Annotated in this window: 13 protein-coding genes; 10 read left to right on the top strand and 3 right to left on the bottom strand. The window is 44.2% G+C overall.

Going from position 1 to position 17,377, the window contains the following annotated elements:
• Window positions 1–385 precede the first annotated feature (385 nt).
• Complete coding sequence (gene pepN / locus RAH45_RS05575; RefSeq protein ID WP_306495911.1) at window positions 386–3,001, top strand: aminopeptidase N; 2,616 nt, start codon at window positions 386–388, stop codon at window positions 2,999–3,001.
• 109 nt (window positions 3,002–3,110) lie between these two features.
• Here the strand turns inward: pepN and RAH45_RS05580 are convergent, their stop codons facing one another.
• On the bottom strand, window positions 3,111–4,193 hold the full coding sequence (locus RAH45_RS05580; protein WP_198327847.1) for a 3-deoxy-7-phosphoheptulonate synthase: 1,083 nt from the start codon (window positions 4,191–4,193) through the stop codon (window positions 3,111–3,113).
• A 539-nt stretch (window positions 4,194–4,732) separates the two neighbouring features.
• Here RAH45_RS05580 and lpxB point away from each other — a divergent pair.
• From lpxB to RAH45_RS05600, 4 genes are all read left to right on the top strand, one after another.
• A complete protein-coding gene (gene lpxB, locus RAH45_RS05585) occupies window positions 4,733–6,127 on the top strand; it encodes a lipid-A-disaccharide synthase (protein WP_286797565.1) in 1,395 nt (464 codons plus the stop codon).
• A 93-nt stretch (window positions 6,128–6,220) separates the two neighbouring features.
• Window positions 6,221–7,099, top strand: coding sequence for a ribonuclease HII (locus RAH45_RS05590; RefSeq protein ID WP_068404190.1), 879 nt, complete (start codon window positions 6,221–6,223; stop codon window positions 7,097–7,099).
• Between the two features lie 380 nt (window positions 7,100–7,479).
• Window positions 7,480–7,788, top strand: coding sequence for a hypothetical protein (locus RAH45_RS05595; protein ID WP_227697944.1), 309 nt, complete (start codon window positions 7,480–7,482; stop codon window positions 7,786–7,788).
• On the top strand, window positions 7,776–8,615 hold the full coding sequence (locus RAH45_RS05600) for an IS3 family transposase (RefSeq protein ID WP_306495912.1): 840 nt from the start codon (window positions 7,776–7,778) through the stop codon (window positions 8,613–8,615). The genes RAH45_RS05595 and RAH45_RS05600 overlap by 13 nt, the downstream gene beginning before the upstream one ends.
• A 92-nt stretch (window positions 8,616–8,707) precedes the next feature.
• Here RAH45_RS05600 and RAH45_RS05605 read toward each other — a convergent pair whose 3' ends face one another.
• Window positions 8,708–9,373 (bottom strand): DUF924 family protein, encoded by a 666-nt coding sequence (locus tag RAH45_RS05605; protein WP_068404192.1) that lies wholly within the window; start codon window positions 9,371–9,373, stop codon window positions 8,708–8,710.
• 90 nt (window positions 9,374–9,463) lie between these two features.
• On the opposite strand from RAH45_RS05605, the gene nspC reads away from it, so the two are divergent.
• The 3 genes from nspC to betT all read left to right on the top strand — a co-directional run bounded on the left by nspC (window position 9,464) and on the right by betT (window position 14,745).
• Window positions 9,464–10,678: a carboxynorspermidine decarboxylase gene (nspC, locus tag RAH45_RS05610; protein ID WP_068404194.1), complete on the top strand. Its 1,215-nt coding sequence runs from the start codon at window positions 9,464–9,466 to the stop codon at window positions 10,676–10,678.
• Between the two features lie 257 nt (window positions 10,679–10,935).
• Window positions 10,936–12,207, top strand: a complete 1,272-nt coding sequence (locus tag RAH45_RS05615) for a saccharopine dehydrogenase family protein (protein ID WP_068404196.1) — start codon at window positions 10,936–10,938, stop codon at window positions 12,205–12,207.
• Window positions 12,208–12,504: 297 nt separating this feature from the next.
• On the top strand, window positions 12,505–14,745 hold the full coding sequence (betT, locus tag RAH45_RS05620; protein ID WP_306495781.1) for a choline BCCT transporter BetT: 2,241 nt from the start codon (window positions 12,505–12,507) through the stop codon (window positions 14,743–14,745).
• A gap of 86 nt (window positions 14,746–14,831) precedes the next feature.
• On the opposite strand, the gene htpX is transcribed toward betT, so the two are convergent.
• Entirely contained in the window at window positions 14,832–15,746 is a 915-nt protein-coding gene (htpX, locus tag RAH45_RS05625) for a protease HtpX (RefSeq protein WP_068404200.1), read from the bottom strand.
• A gap of 307 nt (window positions 15,747–16,053) precedes the next feature.
• On the opposite strand from htpX, the gene RAH45_RS05630 reads away from it, so the two are divergent.
• Both RAH45_RS05630 and RAH45_RS05635 read left to right on the top strand, forming a co-directional pair.
• Window positions 16,054–16,515 carry a methyltransferase family protein gene (locus RAH45_RS05630; protein WP_306495783.1) on the top strand — a complete coding sequence of 154 codons (462 nt, stop codon included), beginning with the start codon at window positions 16,054–16,056 and terminating at the stop codon, window positions 16,513–16,515.
• Window positions 16,516–16,569: 54 nt separating this feature from the next.
• A complete protein-coding gene (locus tag RAH45_RS05635) occupies window positions 16,570–17,376 on the top strand; it encodes a PhzF family protein (protein WP_306495784.1) in 807 nt (268 codons plus the stop codon).
• Window position 17,377 lies beyond the last annotated feature (1 nt).

Below are 17,377 nucleotides of genomic sequence, written 5' to 3' on the forward strand. Positions count from 1 at the left end.
AAAATTTTAATAACATTAGTTTTAATGGCATTTGTTGTTTTTGAACTGCTTACGGTAAAACTTAGGCAATTACTATCTATCATATACTAAATGTTACTTTATGTAAGTAGTATTACTGTAAATAGTTCGAGAGTTTACCTAAAGATATGTAGCATTCTGATTAAAACCTTTGAATTGATTTCTACCTTAACTAATTTAATTACTCATCGTACTTGAAATTTCATAGTTTAGGTCAATGTAACTATCTTAAAAACTCTGTTTATAACGAACACCGTGCTTATTAATAGGACACTATAAAATAATCAATTAACTGTCTAAAACGTGAATAATAATAGGAATTTCCATGTCCAATACTGAAACTGACGCACAAATTATCAATCCTGACATGCCAGATGTGCCGCCACATGCGCCAAGTAAAATTCATTTGAAAGACTATCAACCGCCAAGCTTTGCGGTCGAAACCGTTGATTTGGATATTAAGTTATTCGATGACCATGCTATTGTGGATAGCACTTTGGTGATGCAGCGCCAGACTGACGGCGACTTAGTGCTGTATGGCGAAGGGCTTGAGCTGATATCTATTAAGCTGAATGATGAGCTGCTTACCAGTGAGTGCTATACGCAAATAGAGGGTAAATTAATCATTACTAATGCGCCAGCGCATAGCAAATTACAGCTACAAGTACGTATCCATCCGCATACCAATACCGCGCTTGAAGGCTTATATATCGCCGGTAGTGGTGACGATACTATGTTCGTCACTCAGTGTGAGCCTGAGGGTTTTCGCAAGATTACCTTTTATCCAGACCGTCCCGATGTGCTGGCGAGATTTACCACGCGGCTTGAAGCCGATAAGCGTTTCCCGACGCTATTGAGTAATGGGAATTTGCTCGAAGCGGGTGAAGTGTCGGACGCGCCTGAGCGTCATTATGCGATTTGGCAAGACCCGACCAACAAACCAAGTTATCTGTTTGCTTGTGTCATCGCTGATTTGGATGTATTGACTGACAGCTATACCACGAGCGAAGGGCGTGAGGTAATGCTTGAGCTCTATGCAAAATCTGAAGATATCGATAAATGTGCTGTCGGTATGCAAGCTTTAAAAGACTCGATGCAGTGGGATGAGGTCAATTATGGCCGCGCGTATGATTTAGACCGTTATATGATTGTTGCCGTCAGTCAGTTTAATATGGGCGCGATGGAAAATAAGGGTTTAAATATTTTTAACACCGCTTGTGTCTTGTCTAGTCCTGAAACGACCACAGATGCGCGCAGCTTTAGTGTCAAATCTATCATTGCTCATGAGTATTTTCATAACTGGACGGGTAATCGCATTACCTGCCGTGATTGGTTTCAGCTGTGCCTAAAAGAAGGTTTTACCGTTTATCGGGATCAATCATTTTCAGCCGATCAGCAGTCAAGTGCTGTCCAGCGTATCGACGATGTGGCAACCTTGCGCGCCCATCAATTTGCTGAAGATGCCGGACCACTAGCGCACCCTGTACGTCCTGAGAGCTTCGTTGAGATTAACAACTTTTATACCACCACCGTCTACGAAAAAGGCGCTGAAATCGTGCGTATGATTGCCAATACGCTAGGGCCTGATAACTTTCGTAAAGGTACGGACGAATATTTCCGCCGTTATGATGGGCAAGCGGTGACGGTTGAGGACTTTTTATCGGCGCTTAGTATTACCGATAGCAAAATTGAAGACTTTATCGACTGGTATCGTCAGCCCGGTACGCCTGTGGTGTCTGGTTACCAAGATTATGACAGCGCGACGCAGACATTGACTATTACTTTGAGTCAGCAAACCCGTCAGGTTGCAGGTTTTGATGCACCAAAACCCTTGCCGATTCCTGTAGCGACCGCACTATTTGATAAAAATTCTGGTCATATCATCGCCGAGCGTATGTTGCTTCTCGATCAAGTCACACAAACCTTTACCTTTGAAAATATAATGAGTGAGCCAGTCGTATCCTTGCTACGTGATTTTAGTGCGCCCGTTCAGCTCAATTATAATTATCAAGATGAAGACTTGGCGTTTTTGCTCAAATATGAAACCAATGGTTTTAACCGCTGGCAAGTGACGCAAATGCTGGTCAATCGCATTTTACTGCAAGGTCACGGCGCGAAAAGCAGTCCTGAGATATATTTGCAAGTAGTGGCGCAGGCCTTACCTGAACTGGCTGCTAATGATGCGATGTTGGCGGCGCGTTTGCTTGATATTCCGTCAGCACATGAGCTGGCATCTGCCATTCATAAAGATTACGATCCAGAGCTGGTAAAAGCACAGCGTGAAGGCTTATATCAACAGCTGGCTTTAGCGTTAAAAGATCAATGGTCTGAGCTTTATAAACAGCTACCGATGCAGGCTTATGAAGACAGTGCGGAAGCTCGTGGCAATCGCGCTTTACGTAATGTGGTGCTTGATATGGCACTGACCGCTAACGTCGATGGCGCTACTGGATGGGCAGAGCAGCAGTATGATAACGCCAGCTGTATGACCGAGCGTTTTGGCGCGTTAAAGGCGATGGTCAATCATCAACTGGCAAATGCTGATAAGTATCTGGCGGATTTTTATCATCGTTTTGAAAATAATGATTTGGTCATCGATTTATGGTTTAGTGTGCAAGCCTCTGCTGATGCGGTTACGCCCGATACTATTAAATCCTTACTTGCGCATAACGATTTTGATTGGAATACGCCCAATCGTGTACGTTCGGTCATCAGCGCCTTTACCTCGCAGCCTACGGTGTTGTGGACACCAGAGGGTCTAGATATTTATATCGCTGTGATTAAAAAGCTGGATGACGCCAATCCGGTGTTAGCGTCACGCTTATTGCAAGTGCTGGCACGTTGGAATACTTTGGCTGAACCACGTCGTCAAATGGCGCATGAGCAGTTGCTTGAACTACAAAAGCAAGCGACTTCTAAGCATGTAATTGAAAGCTTAAACAGTGTTTTAGGCGCGGCAAATGAAGGTTCTGCAAGTGCATAACGAGCAGTACTTTATAAGTTAAAAAGCACAAAAAAGGCCCGTCTGATATCTGTTATCAAACGGGCCTTTTAGTGAGTGGTCAATCAGTATTCATTACCACCAAGCGCTTTTAACGATTCGGCAAAACGTCTTTAACCATATCGCGTAGATTGTGTAGAGCGCTAACGGTGCTTTCCCAATCTAGGCAACCATCGGTGATAGATTTACCGTATTCAAGCTGGCTTAAGTCAGTCGTTAGCTTTTGATTGCCACCTTTTAAATGACTCTCAATCATCAAACCGATGATAGATTTATTACCGTTTTTAATCTGCTCGGCAACGTTTTGAATGACCATTGGTTGCAGATACGGGTCTTTACCTGAGTTGGCGTGGCTTGAGTCAATCATAATTTTGCTATTGGTTTTGCCTTTTGCCAGCTCATTTTCAACTTGTGCAACAGCGGTTTCATCATAGTTTGGCTTACCATTACCACCGCGTAGGACTACGTGCGCGTAGGGGTTGCCTTTAGATTTGATGATAGAAACTTTGCCATCTGCTGATAAGCCGAGGAAGCTATGACCTTCTTTTACCGCTTGCATGGCATTAACCGCAACGGTCATGCCGCCATCGGTGCCGTTTTTAAAGCCAACTGGGCACGATAAGCCTGAGCTCATTTCACGATGCGTTTGGCTTTCGGTGGTACGCGCGCCAATCGCTGACCAACTAATCAAATCCTGAATGTACTGCGGCGTATTTGGGTCTAAGGCTTCGGTTGCGCACGGCAGACCTTTTTCATTCAAATCAAGCAGTAGCTTGCGAGCAGTGCGCAGACCTTTTTCGATATCAAAGCTGTCGTTCATATCAGGGTCGTTAATCATGCCTTTCCAGCCAACCGTAGTACGCGGCTTTTCAAAATAAACGCGCATCACAACGAAGATGCTGTCTTCAATCTCTTTTGCCAATACGGCTAAGCGATCGGCATATTCGTGGGCGGCCTTAATATCGTGAATAGAGCAGGGGCCAATAACCACAAATAGACGCTTGTCTTTACCATCCAGGATATCTTGGATAGTGTTGCGACCTTTTAGAACCGTGTTATAGGCGTCATTTGACAAAGGTAGCTCAGACTTTAGCTCAGCGGGTGTGATTAAAGGAATGAATTTTTCAATATTCACGTCGTCAATATCTGCATTATGAGTAGCTGGTGTTGTCATGATTATATATCGTCTAGCTGATTTATAGGGATATTCATTATGCGGACAAAAGCGCTGGTTGACAAGGGCAGTCGTACAGTTAATTGACTGCTAACTGGAATGTGGCGACCAAAACTTTGTTATGGCTGATGGCTGCATCCCGTCTTAACATGCTGTCATTCATAGGTATATAAGAATGATAAGGCAGTGTAAAGCATAGGTGAAATGACGCTTTGTCGCTAACCTAAGTCCAAATTTGCATTAAACAGAACGTTTATAGGCAGATATAAATGAGTGATACTGACTGGATTTTGTGCACTAATTTCGCTATTTTTAGCTATTTCCAGCACTGTCACGTATGATGGCGATATAAACGACTAAGTTCGAGCATTATGGAGTGCTATCAAGATGCCTTTTAATGGGCATCTTATTACGGCTAAGCTATGTTATATTTTATATAATCATTTTTATGATAGACGCATTTTATCTTTTGTTTCATTTAACTGTGCTACTCAAATGGCACCAATTAAATTGTACCACTTTAATATTGAGAGCTTATCATGACAGATCCTGCTACGCCTCACCAACCTGCTGATACAACGCCAGCACCGGATGCTTATGGTGCTTTTGATAAATTGCCTGAGGTTACAAGCTCGCCACTGGTGATAGGGATTGTCGCCGGGGAAGTGTCAGGCGACAGTTTGGGTGCAGATTTTATGCAGCAGATGAATAATCTGCGTGATGATATTATTTGGGTTGGGGTTGGCGGCGCAAAGATGCAAGCGCAAGGGCTACAAAGTATTTTTCCGTTATCGCGCTTAGCTGTGATGGGCTTGGTCGAAGTAGTGGCACAGTTACCGGACTTGCTTAAAGCGCGTCAAGAGCTGCTGACGGCATTTAAAACGGCAAGTATTGATTGGTTTATCGGCATTGATGCACCCGACTTTAACCTTAGAGTGGCAAAGAAATTAAAGCCGCAGGGTGTGTTTTGCGTGCAGTATGTCAGCCCTTCTATTTGGGCGTGGCGTGAGTCGCGTATTCATAACATTATGGCAGCGACCAATCTGGTACTTTGCCTATTCCCATTTGAGCTGCCGGTCTACGAGCGTTATAATCATCCCGCGATTTGCGTCGGTCATCCGCTACTACGAACCATTGATCAGACCTTACTTGAGACGCCCATCAATCAGCGCCGTAGCGAATTGGTCTGGCATAATGATGGCTTGCAGCAGTTTTTCATCGACCGCTTTGATGAGGTCAGTCAGCTTATTTGCGTCATGCCCGGCTCTAGGCGTGGTGAGATAACGGCTATTTTGCCGCTTATGCTCGATGGTATCCAAAGACTTTTGCTGTTAGATCCTAAGCTATGCTTTATCATTCCAACTGTCGATCAAAACCATCAATATATCGTGCAAGATGTGATCGATAAGCGCTCAGAGCAACTGCGGGCGGCGATTGCGGTGGTCTATGATGAAAGTCAGCCAGCCTTTAGTCAGCTGGCGATGGCGGCATCAGACATGGTTATGTTAGCGTCGGGTACTGCAACCTTGGAAGCCATGCTGCTTGAGCGTCCAATGGTGGTGATTTATCAATTAAATCAGCTGACTTATCAGATAGCAAAACGTTTGGTGAAAGTCCCTTATGTCGGTTTGCCCAATATTTTGGCAGACAGCGCAATCGTGCCCGAGCTTATCCAAGAGCAGGCAAGTGGTGATAATATCTGTCGTACCGTGATGCGTTTGTTGCAGCCGCGCGCGTACGCTGAACAATTAAAAGCGCTGATTGATACCAAGTATGCATTGCAACAACAAAGCAATCATGACCCTGCGCATAGCGTCATCGAACAGTGGTTTGTTCAAAACCGCGACAGTTATCAAAGTCATGATTTTAATGGACAAGACGGTCATGTCAGTCAAGAAAATTACGACAGCCAAGACAATTATCAAGCTCAGTAATCAAGATTAATAACTAAGCTCAGTAATCAAGCGCTAATTATGTTAGGCACGCAAAAAATTCATTAAACCGTAAAGTTAAGAAATAATAAAGTTATGAGTACTATGTCTTCTACAGAAAATAACCCTATAAAAAGCCCAGCTATGCCTAAGCATACCGTTCAGACTGAAAGAGTTATTGAGCAAGTTGATATTAAAGGACAATACATACAACTGGCGGCTCCCATACAGTTATCAGGGCAAATCAATATCGCAGAACTGATTGCGCAATACTCATTAAGTTTAGAAAACTTGCAACCAGCAACCTTACAAATTGGCGTGGATGAAGCAGGGCGTGGCCCGCTGCTAGGTAGCGTTACTGTCGCTGCGGCAATATTACCTGCGGCGTGGTCAGGTTTAATTGAAAATGAGCCACTAAAAAATACGCCATTGTCTATACTGACGGACTCGAAACAGCTGAGTGAAAAAAAGCGCGATATTCTTTATCCGTTGGTTCAGCAGCATGCAGTCGCGCACATCGTCGCTGATATACCGCCAGCGGTCATCGACCAAGTCAATATCTTGCAAGCAACCATGCTTGGTATGCGCTTATGTACTGAGATTTTATTGGAAGTAGTTGCTAAATACCTTGATGAAGAACAGAAAGCACGTTTTGAGATATTGATTGATGGCAATCGTTGCCCGGATTTAGATTATGTAAGCATTGCTAAATATGGTATTCAAGAGCCAGCGATTGACTGTCAAGCGTGGGTAAAAGGCGATGGCCGACATACCAGTATCGCGGCGGCCAGTATTTTAGCAAAAGTCAGCCGTGATAAGACTATGTATGCGCTTGATGCCGAACATCCTGAATATGGCATCGCCAAGCATAAAGGCTATCCAACGCGCGCCCATATGGAAGCGATTGCAGCTCATGGCGTATTAGCCGCGCATAGACGTAGCTTTGCACCGGTAAGAAAAGTGCTTGAAAGTTAATATTGCCTGACCTAAAAATGATCATTAGCTAGCAGAATGAGACTGCTTAATAAAATAGCCTAAGCAAATAAATTTAAATAAGAAAATGCTTTTAGTCATAAAAAAACCCTCTGTTTATTAAGAACTGAACCGACCCCCATAAGTTGGACACAACTTACGGGGGTATTTTTATGCGTTACGATCTAGGCTTTAAGATGCAAGTCATCGCATACTACGGAGAAGGACATACCGGACTTGCCACAAGTGAGCAGTTTAAAGTAGATTCGAAACTTGTACAAAAATAGGTCAAACAATATCAAAGCGGTGGCATAGATGCCATCAAGCCAAAGACAAGTAAGGCAAAATACAGCAGTGAGTTTAAACATCATGTGATTACGACCATGCTGACGCAAGGATTAAGTCAATCTAAGGTCGCTTTGATGTTTGATATCAGCTCACCGGCCCTAATCAGTCACTGGCACAAAGCGTATCGACTAGAAGGCATATCTGGACTCATCTCCAAACCTAAAGGTAGAACCGTCATGAGCAAACCCTTTATCACAGACAAACTAAATGATGAAAAGAGCTTAGCAGAATTGAAGCGTGAGAATGAATATCTACGTGCAGAGGTTGCCTACCTAAAAAAGCTCGATGCCTTGCTCAAAGCGGAGGAACAAGCAGGCAAAAAGCAAGGCTCATCGAAGCGCTAAGACAAGAGCACCCTTTATCTGATTTGCTAGACATCGCTACCATGGCTAAGAGTGTCTTTTACTATCATCGGTGCCAGTTTGACGTTAAAGACAAATATGCAGATTTAAAACAGCGTATCACCACCCTTTACCACAAGCACAAAGGCAGGTACGGTTATCGTAGAGTCACGGCTGCACTAAAGCAGTTAGGGGTGCATCATAACCATAAGCTCATCGCTAAGCTTATGCATGGCATGAAGCTTAGCGCAAAGATAAGACGTCAGAAATACCGCTCCTATAAAGGACGACAAGGTAAGATTTCGAAGAATTATTTAAAGCGCCAGTTTAACGCAGATAAACCAAATAAGCGCTGGCTCACTGACATTACCGAGTTTAAGGTAGGTGATGATAAGCTGTATTTGTCGCCCATACTTGATTGTTATAACAATGAGATCGTCAGCTATACGCTCTCAAGGCGCCCGACTTATGACTTAGTGAGCAAGATGCTAGATGGTGCTTTGGCAAAGACGAAAGTGTGTCGTGATAAGACACTCATGCTGCACTCTGATCAAGGCTGGCATTATCAAATGAGACCGTTTGGAGCGGTGCTGAAGCAGCATGGTATTCAGCAAAGTATGAGTAGAAAAGGCAACTGCTTAGATAATGCACTGATGGAAGGGTTCTTCGGTACGCTGAAGTGCGAGACGATTTATATTGAAAAGCCCTTCTCGATTGAAAGTTTAGAAAAACAGATTCATGAATACATGCATTATTATAATCATGAGCGTATTCAGCTCAAACTAAAAGGACTGAGCCCTGTGCAGTACAGAACTCAGTCCTTGATATAAACTAAACCGTCCAAGTTTCGGGGGTCAGTTCACGTTTGAGGTTTTTTTATTTAAACCTTTAACAACAGAAATCTTCAAAGTCCCAAAAATACTTAGAACGATGAGTTGGGCTGCTTTAAAAACGCTTCTTCTTCGTCAGTCGTTTCACGATCCAACGTGTCGTTACGATGTGGATAGCGTCCAAATTTATCGATAATCTCTTTATGACGCTCTTCAAACTCTAAGGTTGTTGCATCATTTAATTGCTTAAACAGCGGCAGATAGCGCTCATGAATCATGGCCGATTCAGAATGCATAAATGGCATGATAATAAATTTGCGCCACTGCGCTGGCAGCGTATCAAAATATGGTTGTCCAATGGCTTCTTGTGCCAATGCTAGCGCCATGCCATCTTGGGCAAAAGCGCACGCTTGCTCACGGCATAAATTACGCGAAAACTGATCTAACACGATAATTTCTGCCAAGCGTCCTGCTAGCGCTGTGACTGAGCTATTGCTATCAGTCGCTGCATCTGCGATACGCCACGACACGCATTCACCCTGTTTTGCTGCCTGCCAAATATCATAAAACTTGTCTTTTATCTTTTTATCAAAAGCATCATTTTGCGCAAACCAATACTGCTCATTGTCTTTATCGAACCAAAAATCCAATACCGCACGCGCATCCGCAGCAAGATGTTCTAAGCTGATGTTTTGTGGGTCTAGCTGGGATAGGTTGGCTGGGTTTTTAGCCGTAGAATAATCGGTCGAGAGTGCCATAAGATATTCTAATTATGATGAATTTAGTCTACTATAGCGCAATTATTTAGGTCTGTCATGATACCGACCGCAGCTATTAGGTAACCTCTTATGAATACAAATTTACCGTTACAAACCAGCCCTTCATCTTTGCCTGCAACGCCCTATTATCTACTTGATGAAGCGGCAATCGTTGCCAATATGCAGATTATCGCGCGTCTGTGCGAGCTATCTGGCGCCAAAGCCTTGCTCGCGCTCAAATGTTTTGCCACTTGGGGCGTGTTTGATGTCATGCAGCCTTATTTGCATGGTACAACCTCGTCTTCATTGAATGAAGTGCGGTTGGGCTATGAGACCTTTGGTAAAGGTAAAGGCGGTGATAATAAAAAAGAAACCCATGCTTATAGCGTTGCTTATAGCGCCGATGAAATCGACGAAGTATTGAGCTATGCCGATAAAATAATCTTTAATTCCATCTCGCAGCTGAATGCTTTTAAAGACCAAGCCAAAGCACAAAATATACCAGTAGGGCTACGCTTAAATCCAAAGACCAGTAATTCGTCCTTTATTATTGCTGATCCTGCGCGTCCCTTTAGCCGCTTAGGTGAGCATGATAAAGATAAGATTACCGCCGTACTTGCTGATATCACAGGCGTCATGATTCATAACAACTGTGAAAATGATAGCTTTGAGGCATTTAGCGCAAGCTTAGCCGATATCGAAAACAGGTTTGGTGAGGTGCTGGCGCAGCTTGAATGGGTGAGCTTGGGCGGTGGTATTCACTTTATCGCGCCTGATTATCCACTCGAAAAACTGGCTGATAGATTAAAAGGCTTTAGCGAGAGATACGGCGTACAAGTCTATCTTGAGCCGGGCGAAGCAAGTATTCATGGTGCTGGCTCATTAGTCACGACCGTCTTAGATACCATGCACAATGAAAAAAATCTCGCCGTCGTCGATGCCTCTATCGAAGCACATATGCTTGATTTACTGATTTATCGCGAGTCTGCTCCCATTGTGTCCATTAATGAAGAATCAATAGATATGATGCCGGTAAATAAAGATCAAAAAGAGGGCGCTGCAGACAATACTATTATTTACGGTCGTTCTTGTTTGGCAGGCGATATCTTTGGTGAGTACGCCTTACCGAGTAATTTGAAAATTGGCGATACCATTGCGTTTGGCAATGCTGCCGGTTATACCATGGTCAAGAAAAACTGGTTCAATGGTGTGGGCATGCCTGCAATCGTTATCCGCCGTTTAGATGGGTCGATAGATGTGCAGCGTGAGTTTGATTATCAAGATTATAAGGCCAGCTTGTCTTAATTTTGCTATTAATAATAAGCTGGTAAGATTTGAATAATAAAATTGCATGTCATCTTATCGATTAATTATTGCCGAAAGGTGGGTAAAAATTGTTATAATCGCCGCGGGTAAAAGCAAGTAGCCAAATACTGCTTTGCCCGACGGGTGCGTGGGTTTTCCTCGGTCTTCCTTTTTAATTCACGCATATCATTCACTCGTTTCTGTTTTGACTCGCCACCATCGATGGTATCGACAGGGACACAAAGGAGGATTGTTCATTGAACACAAATCAAACCAACCCTAGCAAAAAAGACGTGCTCATCATCGGTGCAGGCGGTGTGGCGCAAGTGGTCGCGCATAAATGTGCGATGCATAATGACGTCCTTGGCGAGATTCATATTGCCTCACGCACGCAAGATAAATGTGATGCCATCGCCCAAAGTGTCAAAGAGAAGAATAGCTTTAAGCTGCCTGCGGTATTACATACCCATCAAGTCGATGCGATGGATACGCAAGCGCTGATACAGCTGATTGAAGAGACGGGTATTCAAATCGTTATCAATGTCGGTTCGGCATTTGTCAATATGACCGTTTTAGAGGCTTGTATTGAAACAGGCTCGGCTTATATTGATACCGCCATTCATGAAGATCCGCGCAAGATTTGCGAGACGCCGCCATGGTATGACAACTATGAATGGCAGCGTAAACAGCGCTGTGCCGACAAGAACATCACGGCGATTTTGGGTGCTGGATTTGATCCTGGTGTGGTCAATGCCTATGCGCGACTTGGCTATGACATGATGGATGCAGGTTCGGTGACGGATATCGATATTATCGATATCAACGCTGGCAGCCACGGTAAGTATTTTGCCACCAACTTTGACCCTGAGATTAATTTCCGTGAGTTCACCGGTACGGTTTATTCTTGGCAAGACAGTAAGTGGCAGTCGAATAAGATGTTTGAAGTCAAACGTACCGATGATTTGCCAGTCGTTGGCGAGCAAAACAGTTACCTAAGTGGTCATGACGAGATTCATTCTTTATCGGCTAACCTAGATGTGCCAAATATTCGCTTTTGGATGGGCTTTGGTGAGCATTATATTAATGTGTTTACTGTGCTCCAAAACCTAGGTCTATTGTCTGAGCAGCCGGTGATGACTGCTGAAGGGCAAGAAGTGATTCCGCTTAAGGTGGTGAAAGCCGTACTGCCGGATCCAAGTTCGCTTGCGCCAAATTATACGGGCAAAACCTGCATCGGCGACAAGGTTAAAGGCAAAATTAACGGCGTTGATAGCGAGGTATTTATCTACAATATCTCCGATCATAAAGACGCTTATAACGAAGTCGGTAGCCAAGGCATCTCTTATACTGCAGGCGTGCCACCCGTTGCTGCTGCAATGTTGGTCGCGACGGGCGAGTGGGATGCGGGCAAAATGGTCAACGTTGAAGAACTTGATGCCAAGCCATTTATCAACTTGCTAAATGAGATTGGTTTGCCAACGCGTATCCAAGACGCCAACGGTGATAGAGCGCTTGAGTTTGATATGTAATATATATTAAGCCATAAAAAAGCCCGTCTAATTTCTCGATAAGAGCGTTAGGTGGGCTTTTTTATGCAAGAAACTTTATAGTGAATGCAAGTGCCCTTTTTCATTACTTTGGCTTTAACCTTTTTCATTACTTTAGCTTTAAATAGTTTCATACGTATGATTTCCTCTCACGATGCTTTACTACTGACGCTAAGCCTGTATCATCATTGGATAAACACATTCAGCATAATGACATTAAACTAGGGGTAGAATATAGTGAACCTAATACGGACAGTCATATAAAAATAAGGAATATAAATGAGCGACAAACCGAATGACGATGGCTTAAGGGAGGCTGACGAGTCAAATAACCCATTAGTAAATGAGCCTAGCGAAAGCTCGCGCCCGCCGTTTGAGCGCAGGCAGTTTGGCGGTACAGAACGCCAATCAAAACCGTTTGATGAAGATGTGCCAATCTCCCGCAGCGATCTGAAAAAAGGAGCGCAGGAGCTGTCAGAAAACAGTGTGGCTCATATTAATTGGAGCGTACTGATTGTCTCATCAGTTGTGATTGTGGCGTTTTCGATATGGGCAATTTTGATGCCTATCAATGCCAGTACAACGATGAAAACAGTCGTTGATTGGATTGCGACCAATCTTGGCTGGTATTACGTGATTACCATGGTGATGGTCATCGGTTTTGTGCTGTGGGTAGCACTGTCTAAAGCAGGTAGCATACGCCTTGGGCCTGATGATTCGCGGCCACAGTATAAACTGGGAACGTGGGCAGCGATGTTATTTGCCGCTGGGGTAGGCATTGACATGCTGTTTTTTTCAGTCACTGGCCCCGTCGTACAGTATTTGACCCCGCCGTCTGGTGAAGGAGCAAGTGCTGCTGCTATGCAAGACGCTGTGGTTTGGACAATGTTCCATTACGGCATTGCCGGCTGGTCTATTTATGCACTGCTTGGTATGGCAATGGGTTATTTTGCCTACCGTTGGGGCATGCCTTTATCCATTCGGGCGGCGCTTTATCCGCTGCTCGGTAAGCGGGTAAAAGGTCCTATCGGCCATGGTATTAGTATTCTTGCCTTGGTCGGCACAGTGTTCGGCGTGGCGACGACCATGGGTATCGGCGTGGTACTCTTAAACGTTGGTTTCTCAAAGTTATTTGGTTTTGAAGAAGGCTTAACGTTACAGATTGCCCTCGTGGTTGGTGCGGTTGTTTTGACCATTTTGGCCACCACTTCGGGGGTTGATCGCGGTATCCGCTGGATCTCCGAGCTCAATCTATGGAGCGCGGTGGCAATGATGGCGTTTATCCTAATCGCTGGCGAGACGGCGTTTTTGTTAAATGCCTTAGTTGAAAATTTGGGTCAGTTCTTTGTCACGCTACCTGCTCGGATGTTTAAAACCTTTGCCTATGTTCCCGGTAGTAGCGATTGGATGGGCAGTTGGACGCTATTCTTTTGGGCGTTTTGGCTCGCATGGGGGCCGTTTGTTGGGGTGTTTTTAGCGCGTATTTCGCGTGGACGCACATTACGTGAGTTTGTCATTGCCGCGATTACAGTGCCGGTATTATGTGACTTTATCATCGTTTCTTTCTTTGGTAATTCCGCCCTTTATGAGGTATTACAAGGAAATACCGCCTTTGCCGAGCTTGCGGTTCAAAGCCCAGAGCGCGGATGGTACGCGCTACTTGAGTTGTTTCCGGGGGCGACTATTTTGATAGCGTTAGCGACGCTTTCAGGATTGCTGTTTTATATCACCAGTGCTAACTCAGGGGCGATGGTGATGTCGAACTTTTCAACCTCTATCCCTGATCCAAGCGAAGATGGCCCAAAGTGGCTACGTATTTTTTGGGCGGTGTTGACGGCAGTATTGACCATCTCTATGTTGATTGCAGGCGGCGTCATTACCATGGAATATGCCACGCTTATCTTTGCTCTTCCTGTGACGATTATTGTTTATCTGGTGATGTTCTCTTTTTCTAAAGCGTTAAAAATAGAACGGGCTGAGCGCGAAGGTACGGTGCTGCGTCGTCCTTCTGTTACGCCAAGTGGCGGGCATATACCGGAGCGTTCTTGGAAGCAGCGCTTGGGACAAATGCTGGCTTATCCGAGCAAACGAGAAACAGAGCAATTTCTTGAGCGTGTCGTTCGTCCGGCGCTAAACGATGTCGCCAATGAGTTTGAGCGCCAAGGTTATAAGATTGATCGTGATAATATTCCTCATATAGCGGGCGATATTGATGTTGGTGGGCCATTATTAAAGGTATCTACTGACGCGCAAAACGACTTTTACTATCAAGTGTCTATGGTCGAGACGCCGTCACCGACCTTTAGTGGCAAGATGTCACCAGTTAGCGATGTTTATTATCGTTTAGAAGTAACGACGCAAACCGGCTCCGGCGGTTATGATTTGATGGGCTTGACCAAGCAGCAAGTGATTGATGATGTGCTTGAACAATATGAAGCGTATCTGACTTTTATTACCAGTCCGCCAGCGACAGATGTGAACACAGCCACCGCGGCAGTAGGAATTACAGGTAAAGGTTGATTGTTTATAACGGTCAAACGATGCAGATAATAGCGGCGCTGTTCTAGCCATCCGCTATCATCTGTCATGTATGTTAGGGCTGTGGCTTAAGCCTTGCTAGGATTATACTTTCTCAACGCCGCGATACGTTCATCAAGCGTTGGATGTGAGCGGAAAAGGTTAGCGATACTAAAGCCCGTAGACTGCCCAGACGAGATTGCAAACGCTTTCATGCTCTCAGGCATCTGGTCTGGACGCTGCTCAGAAGGACGCAAGGCATCCAGTGCGCTAATCATTTTTTCACGGCTGGCAAGCTTTGCCCCCATCTCATCAGCACGGAATTCACGTAGGCGCGAGAACCACATGACGATGGCAGACGCCAAAAAACCCAGCAAAATATCCATCACGATACTGGTGATGAAATAACCGATACCCGGGCCGTCCCCTTCATTTTTAAAGACAGTACGGTCGACGAAGCTACCAATAATACGCGCAAAGAACATGACAAAGGCGTTTACCACCCCTTGAATGAGCGCAAGGGTCACCATATCGCCATTGGCCACATGACCAATCTCATGCGCGAGCACCGCTTCTATTTCATCGGGTGTCATGCTTTGTAGTAGCCCTGAGGAGACCGCGACCAATGCTTGGTTTTTGTTCCAACCGGTTGCAAAGGCGTTTGGCTGAGAATTATTAAAAATTCCTACTTCCGGCATACCAATATTTACCACCTGTGCGTGTTTGGCGACAGTATCAACCAGCCATTTTTCCGTAGCATTTCTTGGCGTTTCAATGACTACTGTGCCCGTTGATTTTTTTGCCATCCATTTTGAGATAAACAGCGAGACCATCGAACCAACCATGCCATATATACCGCACATAATGGCAAGGCTAGTATAATTTAGCCCGCCTGCGCCATGGACGCCGCCAATCCCAAAAAATCTGGATAAAATACCAAACACGATGCTAAAAACCACAATCACCGCTAAGTTGGTTAATAAGAACAATCCGATACGCATCATGACGCTAACTTCCTCATTTAAGTTCAACTACATCTTAGAAACAACACCTTCACTAGAGTAAAGGGTAAAAATGAAACAAATGGCAATTATAACTTTATATGGATAATAAAGCCGCTCATTCTAATATCAATCATCACTTAAAACTTGTAGAGTAGGGACAACAACGGCGTAAAGTGTTTAACTAATGAAGAATAAAAGGCGAAAAGCTGAATAAACACTGAATACTATAATAAGTAATTAAGCGCTCATTCATTATTTAATTCTATATAAGGTCTTATTTATAAAATTGCATTTATAAGGAGTCAAGATGAATTCTCTAGAGCTAAAAGTACCGCCAGTCGCGCAAGTTATCGTCACCGCAGCGGCCATGGCTGGTGTCTCTAAAGTCGCACCTGCTTTGAAATTTTCTTTGAAAGGCTCTGCGGCATTGGCAGTAGGTTTGGGCGCTATAGGACTGGGTAGCGCCATTTTAGGTGTTACTCAATTTAAAAAAGCGCAGACCACACCCAATCCGCAAGCGCTTGAAAAAGTTTCAAGATTAGTGACTAGTGGTGTGTATCAATATAGCCGAAATCCGATGTATGTAGGCTTGGTGCTTATATTATTTAGCTGGGCATTGTATCTGTCGCACTTTCTTGCCTTCGTGTTGTTGCCTCTATTTATACTTCATATGACCCGTTTTCAAATCCAACCAGAAGAGCGGATGTTGGCACAGAAATTTGGCAAGGCTTATCAGGTTTATAAGGCAAAAGTCAGACGTTGGGTATAAACAGCGGGATAAAAAATAGCCAAAATTAATGTTAATAAAAAAGAAGAGCTTAATATGCAACTAGAAATTAATGTCGTCGACGCTTTTACGGATACCGTTTTTAAAGGCAATTCAGCAGCCGTTATTATCACAGATAATTGGCTTTCTGATAAGTTAATGCAGTCTATTGCTTTTGAAAATAATTTATCGGAGACAGCTTTTATTGTGTGTGATGATGACGGTATTTATCATATTCGCTGGTTTTCTCCTTTGACTGAGATTGCGTTTTGCGGGCACGCAACCTTGGCGTCAGCCTTTGTGCTATTTAACAAAAACCCTGATATAGAAACCATTAGGTTTTACGCAAAAGCGGTTGGTATATTGACCATCGTGCAAACAGACGATGGCAAAATACAAATGGACTTTCCTAATACTAAGCCGGAAAAGGTTAAAGATATTCCCGATAGCTTGCTGGCAGGATTGTCTGTTGCACCAGTTGAAGTTTATAAAAACACTCAAGCCTATTTTGTGCTTTATAATGCTGAAGCCGATGTCTTAAACGTAGCGCGCGATAACGAGCAATTAAAACAACTTGCGCCGTTAAATGTGGTGGTCACCTGTCAGGCCACCTCCGCTGACTATAAGGATTACGATTTTATTTCACGTTATTTTTGGCCTGCCAATGGTGGCGATGAAGACCCAGTGACGGGTTCGGTTCATACGGGGCTCGCATCACTGTGGGCAGAGCGTTTGGGTAAAGATGAATTAATAGCTTATCAAGCATCAAAACGAGGCGGTATTTTAAACTGCGTCGTTGCAGGCGATAGGGTGCTAATTTCTGGTAATGCCGTGCAATATATGACAGGATTTATCACGGTTTAGG

Source organism: Psychrobacter sp. van23A (assembly GCF_030845275.1).
GTDB classification, from domain to species: Bacteria; Pseudomonadota; Gammaproteobacteria; order Pseudomonadales; family Moraxellaceae; genus Psychrobacter; species Psychrobacter faecalis.